Annotated in this window: 15 protein-coding genes; 3 read left to right on the plus strand and 12 right to left on the minus strand. The window is 36.7% G+C overall.

Annotation, left to right across the window (positions count from 1 at the left end; all coding sequences use genetic code 11):
- Nucleotides 1–90 precede the first annotated feature (90 nt).
- From CFK37_RS16275 to CFK37_RS16295, 5 genes are all read right to left on the minus strand, one after another.
- Entirely contained in the window at nt 91–366 is a 276-nt protein-coding gene (locus CFK37_RS16275; protein WP_089062862.1) for a YlbG family protein, read from the minus strand.
- A gap of 64 nt (nt 367–430) precedes the next feature.
- On the minus strand, nt 431–874 hold the full coding sequence (locus CFK37_RS16280) for a YlbF/YmcA family competence regulator (protein WP_089062863.1): 444 nt from the start codon (nt 872–874) through the stop codon (nt 431–433).
- A 62-nt stretch (nt 875–936) separates the two neighbouring features.
- Nucleotides 937–1167: a YlbE-like family protein gene (locus tag CFK37_RS16285; protein ID WP_089062864.1), complete on the minus strand. Its 231-nt coding sequence runs from the start codon at nt 1165–1167 to the stop codon at nt 937–939.
- A 10-nt stretch (nt 1168–1177) separates the two neighbouring features.
- Nucleotides 1178–1552: a spore coat protein YlbD gene (gene ylbD, locus CFK37_RS16290; RefSeq protein WP_089062865.1), complete on the minus strand. Its 375-nt coding sequence runs from the start codon at nt 1550–1552 to the stop codon at nt 1178–1180.
- Between the two features lie 219 nt (nt 1553–1771).
- Complete coding sequence (locus CFK37_RS16295) at nt 1772–2842, minus strand: CAP domain-containing protein (protein ID WP_089062866.1); 1071 nt, start codon at nt 2840–2842, stop codon at nt 1772–1774.
- A 235-nt stretch (nt 2843–3077) separates the two neighbouring features.
- Here CFK37_RS16295 and CFK37_RS16300 point away from each other — a divergent pair, with 235 nt between their 5' ends.
- Nucleotides 3078–3446, plus strand: coding sequence for a YugN family protein (locus CFK37_RS16300; RefSeq protein ID WP_089062867.1), 369 nt, complete (start codon nt 3078–3080; stop codon nt 3444–3446).
- A 182-nt stretch (nt 3447–3628) separates the two neighbouring features.
- Nucleotides 3629–4687, plus strand: coding sequence for a sporulation integral membrane protein YtvI (gene ytvI, locus CFK37_RS16305; RefSeq protein ID WP_089062868.1), 1059 nt, complete (start codon nt 3629–3631; stop codon nt 4685–4687).
- 43 nt (nt 4688–4730) lie between these two features.
- Here ytvI and CFK37_RS16310 read toward each other — a convergent pair whose 3' ends face one another.
- The 7 genes from CFK37_RS16310 to cyoE form a co-directional block, all read right to left on the minus strand.
- Nucleotides 4731–5186, minus strand: coding sequence for a DUF420 domain-containing protein (locus CFK37_RS16310; RefSeq protein ID WP_089062869.1), 456 nt, complete (start codon nt 5184–5186; stop codon nt 4731–4733).
- A gap of 30 nt (nt 5187–5216) precedes the next feature.
- The gene (gene ctaG, locus CFK37_RS16315; RefSeq protein WP_089062870.1) at nt 5217–6119 is read right to left on the minus strand and encodes a cytochrome c oxidase assembly factor CtaG; all 903 of its coding nucleotides are present in this window, start codon (nt 6117–6119) and stop codon (nt 5217–5219) included.
- A 136-nt stretch (nt 6120–6255) separates the two neighbouring features.
- The gene (gene ctaF, locus CFK37_RS16320) at nt 6256–6579 is read right to left on the minus strand and encodes a cytochrome c oxidase subunit IVB (RefSeq protein ID WP_089062871.1); all 324 of its coding nucleotides are present in this window, start codon (nt 6577–6579) and stop codon (nt 6256–6258) included.
- Between the two features lie 3 nt (nt 6580–6582).
- On the minus strand, nt 6583–7206 hold the full coding sequence (locus tag CFK37_RS16325; RefSeq protein ID WP_089062872.1) for a cytochrome (ubi)quinol oxidase subunit III: 624 nt from the start codon (nt 7204–7206) through the stop codon (nt 6583–6585).
- A gap of 1 nt (nt 7207) precedes the next feature.
- Nucleotides 7208–9079 carry a cytochrome c oxidase subunit I gene (ctaD, locus tag CFK37_RS16330; RefSeq protein ID WP_089062873.1) on the minus strand — a complete coding sequence of 624 codons (1872 nt, stop codon included), beginning with the start codon at nt 9077–9079 and terminating at the stop codon, nt 7208–7210.
- A 9-nt stretch (nt 9080–9088) separates the two neighbouring features.
- A complete protein-coding gene (gene coxB, locus CFK37_RS16335; protein WP_089062874.1) occupies nt 9089–10141 on the minus strand; it encodes a cytochrome c oxidase subunit II in 1053 nt (350 codons plus the stop codon).
- A 74-nt stretch (nt 10142–10215) separates the two neighbouring features.
- Entirely contained in the window at nt 10216–11157 is a 942-nt protein-coding gene (gene cyoE, locus CFK37_RS16340) for a heme o synthase (protein WP_089062875.1), read from the minus strand.
- Nucleotides 11158–11645: 488 nt separating this feature from the next.
- Between cyoE and CFK37_RS16345 the strand changes: the two genes are divergently transcribed.
- Complete coding sequence (locus CFK37_RS16345; protein ID WP_089062876.1) at nt 11646–12557, plus strand: COX15/CtaA family protein; 912 nt, start codon at nt 11646–11648, stop codon at nt 12555–12557.
- Nucleotides 12558–12577 lie beyond the last annotated feature (20 nt).

Raw genomic sequence — 12577 nt, forward strand, 5'->3', positions numbered from 1 at the left:
AAAAAACAAAAAGACCTGCAGAATGATTTCTGCAGGTTTATTTTTTTAATATAAGTTTGTAAGCTTGGCAGATAGCAGCTGTCTACATATTCATATGCCCATTTTATAATCGTATTCCTTTGCTTTATCAGGTTTAGCATTCTCATAATTTGTCCGGATAAATGGTTTATAGGATCGATCAACTTTAGATACAAATGACAATTTTAACAGTTTAACTTCAATATCCTCAAGATCTTCCTGATTTACGTAAATCACTGCATATTTAAGCCTTTTAGACGAATACAACAAATGCCCATATCTTCTGATTTGCTTTAAATTCTTCATATGCTGAAACCACACAATGATTCCTTGCCGCTCTGTTTTCATAAACTATCCTCGCTAACCTAATCATTTGCAAATAGTGTACCAAATAATAGGAGTTGTTGCAATATTAGGAGGCCTTGCAGCCGCAACCGCCACTGCCAGACCCGCAACCACATCCGCCATCTGATAAAGCTGCTCCGTCTTTTGGTGCTTTAATATTATCGCCAACACTCATTGCTACACCCTGACTTATTTCATCCAGCAGCTTTTGGAGATTTCGTTCGGCAATCTTAAATGCCGCAACTTTATCGTTCATGTCCATTTCTCGCTTTGTAGAGCGTACTTTCTTCATGATCACACTATAATCCGGATGGTATCGCCCAAATCGCTGAACATCCTGATAGTGATCCTTTATATCAGCAAAAGCCTTGATAAGCCTTTGAGATTCCTTGTCTTCATTTAGTGCCTTTTGGGAACTGTTGTATTCTTCCATTACATCCGACTGTAAAATCATTTTACCAAGAGCCTCTGAACGATCAAGAATATTAACAATCTCCGTAGTTCCAATCATCACCATCACCCCCACTATCATCTTATCACTTTCCTGTTGCTATGAGAATGGATAATTATCGATTAATCATCCATTAGTGCTAATTGAACAAGCATCTTCATCATGGAAAACTGACTAGATGCCTTTTCCACCTGCTGTGGCCATGTTTTGCCGTAAAACTTTTTCGCTTCCTTTTCAATTTCCACTAGTTTATTTGGATCCCGTGTAAGATAGCGGTACCATTCTGGGTTATGCCGAACAAAATTTAATAAAGCAGGCTTTGATTTTAAATAATGATAGCAATTCTTATCCATTTTTCACATCTCAATCCCTATATTTATTATCATGATATCCACGATTAACTACCTTTTCTTTTTTATCGTCCCGGAACTGGTTTAACATGCCTTGAATAATAGATATTGTTTGATCCCATTGCTTCATACGGTCTTGTATCTGATCCATATCTGTTTCTTCCGTCCATTTGCGCAGCTTAGCTATAACATTGGATTCTTTTCCGTTATTCCCATCTTCCTCTTTATATTTATCCCAGAACGGGTCTGATTCCCCAAGCAGTACCCACTTTTCATAATAAGGCTGCCACGATTCTCCGCTTTTTCTAACTTTTTTTCGCAACAGCGGATGATCATTTAAAAACCCTCGAAATTCCAAAATAGATGCGTCTAATTCCTTTTCACCCATGTTAAATCACCCCTATGATTGTATACCTGCTGTTACTCCTAATTTATGCCCAACCGTAACTATTTGTGTACATAACCATTAAGAAAAGCTAGGGCACCCATTTAGAAGCGGATGAATTAAGCAGCTTCTAAATGGGTGCTTGCCCGGACATATTTTATACATTCTTATTTTAAAAAAAGACCTGAGAAGAACGATTTTTCTCAGGCTTGTTAAGAACACTTACATAGGTTTTTGTAAGAAATTTTGTGTGTAGTAAAAATGGTAAACACCTACACCTAGATGTGTATAATCATTTTCCAGTAATGCCTTGCGGTGCCCCTTACTGTTTAACCAGCCCTGCATGGCAGCTGGTGCATCGGGATACTGCGCGGCAATATTTTCACCCGCAGCAAGATAATAAACCTCTTTAGACGCCAACCTTTCTTTAAGTCCCTTTCCATTTAAACTATAATGAGAAAAATAGTTATTTACGGCCATATCCTTACTGTGCATAAAAGCGACCTTACTAACCGGGTCACCCCACTTTAATTTAGACTTTCCGTGTTGATCACGCATTACATTTGTTATCGAAAATATTTGTCTTTCCATGCCGCTTTCAACCTGTTTCCACTCTTTCTCAGACAGGTTTGGCTTTGCTGGTAATTTTCCCCGATATTCAATAGAATAAGGACGTTGTTTCAGCAGAACCTCACCCGTTAGTACCCGTATGGATGATAACTTGGAAGTAAATGTATCAAAATAGCACTGTAAAAAAACATTATCAGCTATTTTTATTAGTGGGCGCATTCTCAATTCTTTTTCATTTAGTTTAAAGGTATAGGAGGAAACTCCCTGCTTTAATGTCACCTTATCTTCAAATGAAAATTGTTTATTTATTTCGTTGTACGCCTGTCCCACCTTGATTGGAGCCATTGATAAATCATCACCGGTAGCATAGATTGATGTTACTTTGTGATCTGACACACCAAACTGAATATATTGTTTCGTATCATCTGTGTAGATCCACCATTCATAACCATATGCACTTAAATCTTTCCGAATTGGCTCCCCAAATCTTTCAGCTAGTTCCCCAGTCGTTTTCCCAATCCAATGGAAAAGATCCCCTTCCAGATAACCGGTTAACTCCTTTCGATCAGGTATTATTTTCGTCTTGAGATTACTTGTTTTATTCTGTAGATTCTCGCTAAAATCCTTTGCAGTTTCCTTTGGCGTGACATCATACATATCTAATAGATAGTAACCACCAAAAACTAGTAACAAAAGTATAATAATTAACCGAATTAATTGCATGTAGGTGTCTCCTTCTTCTAATTTTAGATGGATTATGTATAACATAACTATATGTAGAAGCTTTTAATACCATGCAGATTTTCTATTATTTCATATAGTGACATCTAGTAGGATATTCAACAGTTTAGATATTCAAGTGTTTTAATCAACCTGCCTGAATTCTCTTTTCAATTGCAACTTCACACGATTCGTACTATTATAGTGATAGTAAGGATAATTATGTGAGGTGTAAATAATGAAATTAGAAGTAACTGGTATTGAAGATTCAATTTTGGATTTAAAACCACTTGACCACTTTATGGGTGAACATGCCTTTATACGTGCAGGTCAATGGGATTATGATCGAGTAACTTATGACTACAAAATTGGTTCCAAAGAAAAAAATATTACATATTATATTCGCATTCAAGGCTATGCTGTTGAAGGTGATGTAGACCGTGGTAATGCAGTAATTAAGTTAATGAGCCCACTGTTGGGAAAACACTACTATCCACACGGTGTTGAATACGGCGAGAATGAAAATTTTCCGCAAAGCTTAGTAGAAAGGGCTACAGGTATAGTTGAAAAGTTAAAAGTGGAAATTGATCATTATAAACAACAATAAGGCAAAATTTTATCTAACCGCAATTTACTGCTCATCCGAATGTGTTACCAAAGATCAACTGCTCAGAATTTTTTTGGGCAGTTGTTTTTTTATAATTGCCTTAGTTCTGTTCATTTTAATCCTTACATGCTATATTTTTACTATATGCTGAAAATGCTTCCGAAAGGAGAAATCAGAATACATTGTTTCGATCTATTACAAAACGCCAATGGAAACTTATTATTACTGGGCTACTGTTAATTCTGGCCTTCTATTTTATCTTGCCAATCTCAGTGCCTCTAGTTGTTGCACTTGTTACAGCGCTAATGCTAAATCCATTAATACGGGTTACACAAACACATCTGAAACTCACTAGAAAAAGTGCTGTAATTATTGTTTTTATGTTATTTTTAGTTTTAGTTGGGTTAACCGGAACATTTCTTGTTACGAAGGCAGTTACCCAAGTAGTTAACTTCGTTGAGGATGTGCCTGAGCATTTTAATCAATTAAACGCGATGTATGCAGAGTGGGAAGATAACTTCCAAAATTATTCAAAGAACTTACCACCTGAATTTGTAAATCAAATATCCAAAAGCCTGGAAGAGAATTTAACTTCCTTAAGTGATACGGCAAAAGAAAAAATAACAATTGATAACATAGCAGAAATTTTTGCAAAGGTACCACAATACTTAATCAGTTTTCTTGTATACTTAATCGCTTTGTTTTTGTTTATGCTGGAATTACCGGTACTAAAAACAAATTTTTATAAACTGATGACGACAGAGACTGCCGAGAAAGTTTCTTTTATGAACAAACGGCTCTCCACTGTAACGTTAGGTTTTTTAAAGGCGCAGTTTCTGGTAAGTGTTATTATATTTCTGGCTTCGTTAATAGGATTATTCTTTATTGCACCTAACGTCGCTATAATCATGTCATTAATCATTTGGGTTATTGATTTCATCCCATTAATCGGGTCGATCATTATCCTTGCCCCTTGGTCATTGTTTATGATGTTGTCCGGTGACATTTCAACTGGTGTAAAGCTGGCAGTTTTAGCAATAATCTTATTGGCAATACGTAGAACGGTTGAGCCAAAGGTAATGGGTAAGCATATTGACCTGTCCCCCCTTGCCACGTTAATTGCAATGTTTTTAGGTATTCAGATTCTCGGTTTAATAGGCTTTATTATTGGGCCGCTGGTGGTCATTACATTTAATTCCGCAAAAGAGGCCGGAATAATAAAGTGGAATATAAAAATATAAGAAACGGAGACACGCCTGTGTCTCCGTTTCTTATAGATATTTCTTAACCACCTAATATTGCTTTTAGCATGCTGGTCGTTTCTCCACCATCGTAAATGATATATAATAGCAAGTACACCATAACACCCGTAATAGCACTGAAAAACCAAATGATGCTGGTAACTGGTCCAATTTTACGATGAATCCTTATTTTCCTCTTCAAAGCCAATGTTATGGTAACTACACCAAAGACAGCTCCCGTTGTTGCTAAGAAAATATGGAAAATCAGAAATATGGTATAGTAAATTTCTATATCATCCGGTCCTCCAAAACTTGTATTTCCAATAAATGCTGTTCTGGAGGCATAAATGATAAAAAAGATCAATGCACTGATTGCACCTGCTATCATCGTCCTCTTATGTTTTTTCGGCTTCCCTTTAATAATAAACCGCCATCCAAATGCTACAAGTATCGCACTTAGGACAATAAAAAAGGTACTGATTGTCGGTAATAACGGCATAGTTTAAATAGTCCTCTCCATTTTCTTACTTTAATTAGTTGATGATGGTTCTGGTATTGGATCCACTTTAAGGCTCTCACGTGAAAACCAGGTAAAGAAAATTCTCGCCAGAACACACCCGTATGTGATTTCCTGCATTAGCTTCATAATAATTCCACCAAGTTGCTGGTCTTCTAATGTAGTCATTGGTGAAAACATCTCAGGACCAGTAAGAGCTCCTGATAACCCGTTAAGAACGTCAACTGGCACGCATAAGCTTAATGCCTGAATCCATGCTCCTCCATCGCTATAAGTAGCAAATAACGGTACATCCGCAAAGATAATTAACACACAAGCAGGTGTTATTAAGACTCCATTCGCAAAGATATACGCAATTTTTAATATTGGCGGGATGGTATCATATTCTTTTACTGGTGTTACCATTGGCCACCATACTATAAATGCAGCTACCAAGATAACAGTAGATACAATTGCATGTATAATTGGTGAGGATTTTGCAAAATCAAAGACATCTGGAATATGGTAGAGAGAAAATAATGTATTAAACAATAGTAACGCAATAAGTGGTTTTGTAAATAATTTTACAAAAGGTTTAATAACCGGAAACGAAAGGAACTTTCTCCAAATCCAGACTGGTATACCCCGGATGATTAATATAGGGAATATTAAATAATAGATAGCCATTTGAATCATATGGGCTGTCAGCATAATATGTGTTAATAGATCAACCGGCGACCCTTTAATTAAGTATAGTAGTACCATTGCTGTGTAAAAACATATTTGTTGTTTGGTGGTCGGTTTTTCGGCACCACCGAATTTACCTCGATACGGTCCGGTCAGCAGATAATAAGCTACAGCCAACGCTAATACAAATATCATATAATAGGGGCTCCATAGTGCACGAAACCCAAAAATTTGTAGTTCTAACCACATAGCTTCTCACTCCATCATTAGGGCTTGTTCCTTATAGTATAACGTAAAACATTCACATTCACATTATTTGAATGTGACAAATTACAAACAAAAAATAAAAGGCCAGGGGCACTCCCCCAGCCTTTTTATTTCGGTGTTACCACCATGTAAGTACACTTAAAGCGGTAACAGTTAGTATTGCAGCCCATATACCACCATAAATCATAACAGATGGCATTTCATGTCCTGAATGTTTCATATGCATAAAATAATAAAATTGAAAAGCGACCTGAACTATAGCCAGCAAAAGGATAGTAGGAATAACAAACATTTTTGGCATTAACTCCCCAACTACAAGTCCAAATGCTACAAGTGTGAAGATGATCATCAATCCAAAGGTAATGAGTTGATATTTCATTTCTTCTTTATTTTTACGCTTTTGAAACGTATCTACTTTTTTGGAACTGGTGTTTTCAGTCATTTATTAAACCACCTTTCCCATTAGGTATACAACAGTAAAGATGAATACCCAAACAACATCAATAAAGTGCCAATATAGACTTACAACATAAAACTTTGGAGCATTGTATAAGTTTAGACCACGTTTTGCATTACGTAACAGCAATGCAATAAACCAGCATAGACCGAATAAAACGTGTCCCCCATGAAATCCAACCAATGTATAAAAGGCTGACCCAAATGCTGAAGAAGTAAAGGTAAAACCTTCATTGTGGATGTAATGTGTAAACTCATAAATCTCACTGCCAAGGAATCCAAAGCCAAGAATTATAGTAATGATAAACCATAAACACATTTTTCCAAAATCATTATTCTTCATATGATAAATCGCATATACACTAGTTAACGAACTTGTTAACAATAGAATTGTCATGATAAAAACAAGGTCTAATCCAAATAATTCTTCCGCTGATGGTCCACCAGCCGTTGCGTTGCGCAACGCAAGATACGTACCAAACAAACTTGCGAAGAGAACAGTTTCTCCACCAAGGAAGAACCAAAAGCCGATAAACTTATTCTTACCTTCAAGTGTCGCTTTTTCAGGTTCATGTGGCATAGTTTCTGGATTTAAGGAATGATCATGACTCATATCAGTCAGCCTCCCTTTCAAGTTCTTCTTTGGTTATATGATGCCCTAAATCATCTTTTAATGAACGAATTAACATGGAACCTAGGGTAATTGCCATACCGATGAAGACTACAGCTAACCAGCCCTTATCATCCACTTGGTAAATAAAACCAAATCCTGCAATAAATAACCCAAGTGACATAACAAATGGCAGAATAGATGCATTTGGCATATGAATATCGCCTAGTGGTTCTGAAGGTGTCAGTTTGCCTTTACCTTCTGTCTTTTCAATCCATAGTGGATCAAGTCCACGAACAAGTGGAACCTGTTTAAAGTTATAATGTGCAGGCGGGGATGCTGTTGCCCATTCTAACGTACGGCCATCCCACGGATCTGCAGGAGCCTTTTCACCTTTTGCTGCAGTGTAAAATACGTTAATAACAAATACAATTACAGCAAATGCCATGAAGAACGCGCCAATTGTACTAATTAAGTTTCCAAGATCCAAACCTTGATTTGGCAGATATGTTGAATACCTACGAGGCATACCCATTAATCCTAGGAAATGCTGAATAAAGAATGTTAAATGGAATCCAATTAAGAATGTCCAGAAAGTTAGTTTACCCATTCCTTCATGCAGGATTCTGCCAAACATTTTTGGCCACCAATAATGTAGTCCTGCAAAAATACCAAATATTGTTCCACCAACAATTACATAGTGGAAGTGAGCAACCACGAAATAAGAGTCATGGTATTGGTAATCGGCTACTACTGACGCTACCATTACACCCGTCATACCACCAAGCGTAAATGTTGGGATAAATCCAAGTGCCCATAGCATAGCCGAATTAATTGTAATTTGGCCGCCCCACATTGTTGCCAGCCAGTTAAATATTTTAATACCTGTTGGTACAGCAATTGCCATTGTCGCAATCGCAAAAATAGAGTTAGCAACTGGCCCAAGACCTACGGTAAACATATGGTGGGCCCAAACCATAAATCCTAGAAATGCAATTAGCATGGTAGCAAACACCATTGCTGTATAACCAAATAATCGTTTCTTTGAAAATGTTGAAAAAAGGTCACTAAACAATCCGAATAACGGTAAAATCAAAATATAAACCTCTGGGTGACCGAAGATCCAGAATAAATGTTCCCAAATAATTGCATTACCACCAAGGGACGCATCGAAAAATCCGGCGCCAAACATTCTTTCAAACATTAGTAAGAATAGTCCAACAGTCAATGCTGGAAATGCAAATAAAATAAGTATACTTGTAATAAATACAGACCATGTAAATAATGGCATTCTCATATATGTCATACCTGGTGCACGCATATTAACGATCGTTACCAAAAAGTTAATACCACCAATTAAAGTTCCGGCACCAGCAATCTGGAGTCCTATCACATAAAAGTCGACACCATGACCTGGCGATGTAGTTGATAACGGTGCATAGGCAGTCCAACCTGCATCTGGTGCTCCGCCCAAGAACCAACTACAGTTTAAAATTAGTCCACCAAATAAAAATAACCAAAATCCTAATGAATTAATAAACGGAAACGCAACATCTCGTGCACCAATCTGCAATGGAACCGCTGCATTCATCAGGGCGAAGATTAACGGCATGGCTGCTAAGAATATCATCGTTGTTCCATGCATTGTCAATACTTCGTTGTACAAACCATTACTTAGAAATTCACTGTTCGGTTTGATTAATTGAATCCGAATTAACATAGCTTCTATTCCGCCCATTAGGAAGAAAAAACCACCGCTGAACAAATATAAATGCGCAATTTTTTTATGGTCAACAGTTGTTAAATAATCCCAAAGCACAGCACCGAAGCCTCTCTTATGAGTAGCTGCATTACTCACTACTTTAACCTCCCTCATACTAATTTACTATTTCCCAGCATCTTCAGCCGTTATACTAGACGGTTTCAGTTGCAATAAGTAATCTGCAATTTTGCTTGCTTCATCTCTTGATAGCTCTGGGTATTTGCCATCCATCTTGTTACCAGGCTTTATGGAATCCGGATTCATAATCCAACTAATCAGGTTTTCTTTATTATGATCCAATATTCCAGCAATGCGTGTACGCTCACCAAAGTTAGTTAAGTTTGGTCCAACCTGTACCGGTGAGGAACCGATTGCATGACACCCCATACAATTACTTTCTTCAAACAATGTTTGCCCCTGCTTTGCAGTTTCGCCTTCAGCAACTGCTTTAGGATCAACGTTTTGCATATCCTTCACCCATTGATCAAATTCTTCTGGGCTGACAGCAATAATTTTAAAATCCATTAGCGCATGTGACGGACCACATAACTCAGCACACTTACCATAGTAAACGCCTTCTTCATTGGCCTTTATGAACATTGTATTTTCGTTTTCAGGGTTTACGTCCATTTTTCCAGAAATAGCCGGAACCCAGAATGAGTGAATAACATCAGACGATTTCATGTTTAAATATACCTTTTCGCCTGTTGGAATATACAAATCCTGACTTGTTTGTATTTCCTGGCCCTTGTAATTAAAGTGCCACCAGTATTGGTTACCTGTAACTTCAACATTAAGCTTATCTTTTGCCCCTGATTCGTCCGCTAAGTCAAACGTTGCGGCTACAGTAGGAACAGCAATGATAATTAGCAATAATATCGGAATTACTGTCCAAATTGTTTCAAGAGTTTTATTTCCTTCAACTTGTTTTGGAATAAAGTCTTTTTGTCCTTTCTTTTTACGGAAACGAACTAAAACTGTAATATATACCAACATTACAATTAGCAGGACAAATAGCATAATAATTGCAGTCAGAATAATTAAATCTAACGACTTTTCAGCTCCATATCCCTTAGGTATTAAAGCACTTAAATTTTCTTGACCACACCCTGAAAGTAAAAGTGCCAATGAGCCAAATAAAGTTAAAGCTCTAAATTTTCCCATCCAACCTTTCATGCAATCATACCTCTCTTTCTTTTGTTTCTTCCTTATATAATTTTGTGATTAAGGACAATTACGGAATTCATTACTTAACTAAAGGGGAAATCAAATGTTACAACAACCATCATTAAAAATAATATAGTTAAATAGTTCAACGAATAAATAAACATCATATTTGCCCATTTCAGGTCATTTTTCATAAACAACCCTTTAATACCCAGTGCAAGCCAGCCGACATTTAATAACGTTGCAATAACAACAAACGTTGTACCAAGCTGTGCTAGATAAAATGGCAATGGCAATAGACAGGCTGTATAAACAACCATTTGTCTTTTTGTAAATTCAAAACCATGTACAACCGGTAGCATAGGTATACCGGCAGCCTTATATTCATCACACTTTTTCATTGCCAAGGCAAGAAAATGTGGAGTCTGCCAGATAAACATGATTAAAAATAAGACAATCGCCTCAATATGAAGATTTGGATCAATTGCTGCCCATCCAATTAATGGCGGCATGGCACCAGAAAAACTGCCGACTACTGTATTTAGTGTATACCTGCGTTTTGACCACATTGTATATAGAACTACATACGTAAACCAGCCAAAAAAGCCAAACACAGCGGCCTGAACAGTAGTTAATAACAAAAGGATTAGACCTATTCCGGTTGTGGCAATACCAACTATCAGGACATGATTCAAAGCGATAGTTCCCGTTACAGTTGGTCTCGTTTTAGTGCGAGACATAACAGGGTCAATATCGCGATCATACCAGTTATTAAGTATACAACCACCGGCAATTACTAAAGCGGTACCGGCCATTGTTAACAAGAAAATATCCCAATTATTAACGAAAGAAACATTCGTAAAATGAAGCGCTAACCAAAATCCAGTGAAAGTGGTGATTAAGTTAGAATTTACAATTCCTACTTTAAAGAGGGCTTTTAAATCTGCAAACAATGTCGTATCTTTGTTTTCTGATGTAGCAACATTTCCAATCATTCGTGAAGATGTTGTCTCCACTTTATTCATTCCATATATCCCCCCTTCAACTTTCCAACATAAAGGCACAAAATTATATAGAACATATGATGGAACGATAGTGTTACTACTTACTATCTCCAAAAGTATCCTATGTATTACCTTAATTGTATCATGAATTTGTATTACAATCTATTTACTTTATAGGTATATTTCATTTTTAAACAAGTTATATGTGACAGGTTTGTGAAGTCTTGATTAAAAATAAAATAAAAGGGATAAGCCCTTTATATAAGTAAAGTCTTGCCTTAAAACCTATTTTTTCTGATGGTATATTGAAATACAAATCCCCTATATTATTTCTAGCAAAAGACTTCGAACAATGCAAGCTAATTTAATTTTTTTGTTATAATATGGCTTTTCTTGTACGATAATTTGACAATTGTGTGTAAGAATGGCTTTTTCCGCTGATTTTAATTGCTTTGTATATTGAAGAAGTATTATCATGAGGTATATCAAGAAAAAAGTGAGGCATTCTTATGATCAGATCGTTAAAATGGCTATCCGTAGTTGCTACGGTAGGCATGTTTTTTGTATTAATTGGTGGTGCACTGGTAACAAAAACAGGTTCTGGAGCAGGCTGCGGATCAAGCTGGCCGTTGTGTGAAGGACAATTTGTGCCAACAATGATTACTCCTGAGTTGTTAATTGAATTAAGTCATCGGCTTGTAACAGGAGTTGTTGGATTTGTCGTTCTTGCTTTATCCATTCTATCATGGCGGAAGATCGGGCATATCCGTGAGGTTAAATTTTTAGCATTTTTGTCTGTTTTCTTCTTGTTAGCCCAAGCATTGATTGGCGCAGCTGCAGTAAAATGGGGGCAATCAGAATTCGTACTAGCCGCCCATTTTGGTATTTCATTAATATCTTTCGCTTCTGTGTTTTTGCTTACATTATTAGTATTTGAAATTGATAAGAAATTTGATGCGAATTCGCTGCATATTAAAAAGAAACATCGAATTGAAATATATGCAATATCCGTTTATACGTTAATGGTGGTTTATACTGGAGCACTAGTTCGGCATGCGGAAGCAAGTCTTGTATGTGGTGATTGGCCATTTTGTACAAATACTCAACCTTTTGATTTCACTTCATTCAGGCTTGATCAGTGGATTCATATGGGGCACCGTTTGGCCGCAGGTTTATTATTCGTATGGACAATCATTCTTTTTGTAAAAATAATCAGGAATTACCGGAACAATCGGGTTATGGTTTGGGGTTGGTCCGTTACTCTCGGGCTGATTTGCATTCAGGTATTTTTTGGCGCAATGATTATTTTCACATTGCTAAACCTTGGAATAGCATTAATGCATGCTTTCGTAGTATCTTGTTATTTTGCGATGCTGAGTTATTTTATTTTACTTTCAAACCGAAGTGCAAAATACGAGTGAGTGGTACACCAGAAAAAGTA

The sequence above is a fragment of the Virgibacillus phasianinus genome (assembly GCF_002216775.1).
Classification (GTDB): Bacteria; Bacillota; Bacilli; order Bacillales; family Amphibacillaceae; genus Virgibacillus_F; species Virgibacillus_F phasianinus.

What these genes read in the sequence shown, in the direction of transcription:
- CFK37_RS16275 (WP_089062862.1), bottom strand. Translation starts at nt 366, where the DNA reads ATGAAAACAGAGCGGCAAGGAATCATTGTGTGGTTTCAGCATATGAAG.
- CFK37_RS16280 (WP_089062863.1), bottom strand. Translation starts at nt 874, where the DNA reads ATGATTGGAACTACGGAGATTGTTAATATTCTTGATCGTTCAGAGGCT.
- CFK37_RS16285 (WP_089062864.1), bottom strand. Translation starts at nt 1,167, where the DNA reads ATGGATAAGAATTGCTATCATTATTTAAAATCAAAGCCTGCTTTATTA.
- ylbD (WP_089062865.1), bottom strand. Translation starts at nt 1,552, where the DNA reads ATGGGTGAAAAGGAATTAGACGCATCTATTTTGGAATTTCGAGGGTTT.
- CFK37_RS16295 (WP_089062866.1), bottom strand. Translation starts at nt 2,842, where the DNA reads ATGCAATTAATTCGGTTAATTATTATACTTTTGTTACTAGTTTTTGGT.
- CFK37_RS16300 (WP_089062867.1), top strand. Translation starts at nt 3,078, where the DNA reads ATGAAATTAGAAGTAACTGGTATTGAAGATTCAATTTTGGATTTAAAA.
- CFK37_RS16310 (WP_089062869.1), bottom strand. Translation starts at nt 5,186, where the DNA reads ATGCCGTTATTACCGACAATCAGTACCTTTTTTATTGTCCTAAGTGCG.
- ctaG (WP_089062870.1), bottom strand. Translation starts at nt 6,119, where the DNA reads ATGTGGTTAGAACTACAAATTTTTGGGTTTCGTGCACTATGGAGCCCC.
- ctaF (WP_089062871.1), bottom strand. Translation starts at nt 6,579, where the DNA reads ATGACTGAAAACACCAGTTCCAAAAAAGTAGATACGTTTCAAAAGCGT.
- CFK37_RS16325 (WP_089062872.1), bottom strand. Translation starts at nt 7,206, where the DNA reads ATGAGTCATGATCATTCCTTAAATCCAGAAACTATGCCACATGAACCT.
- ctaD (WP_089062873.1), bottom strand. Translation starts at nt 9,079, where the DNA reads ATGAGGGAGGTTAAAGTAGTGAGTAATGCAGCTACTCATAAGAGAGGC.
- coxB (WP_089062874.1), bottom strand. Translation starts at nt 10,141, where the DNA reads ATGAAAGGTTGGATGGGAAAATTTAGAGCTTTAACTTTATTTGGCTCA.
- cyoE (WP_089062875.1), bottom strand. Translation starts at nt 11,157, where the DNA reads ATGAATAAAGTGGAGACAACATCTTCACGAATGATTGGAAATGTTGCT.
- CFK37_RS16345 (WP_089062876.1), top strand. Translation starts at nt 11,646, where the DNA reads ATGATCAGATCGTTAAAATGGCTATCCGTAGTTGCTACGGTAGGCATG.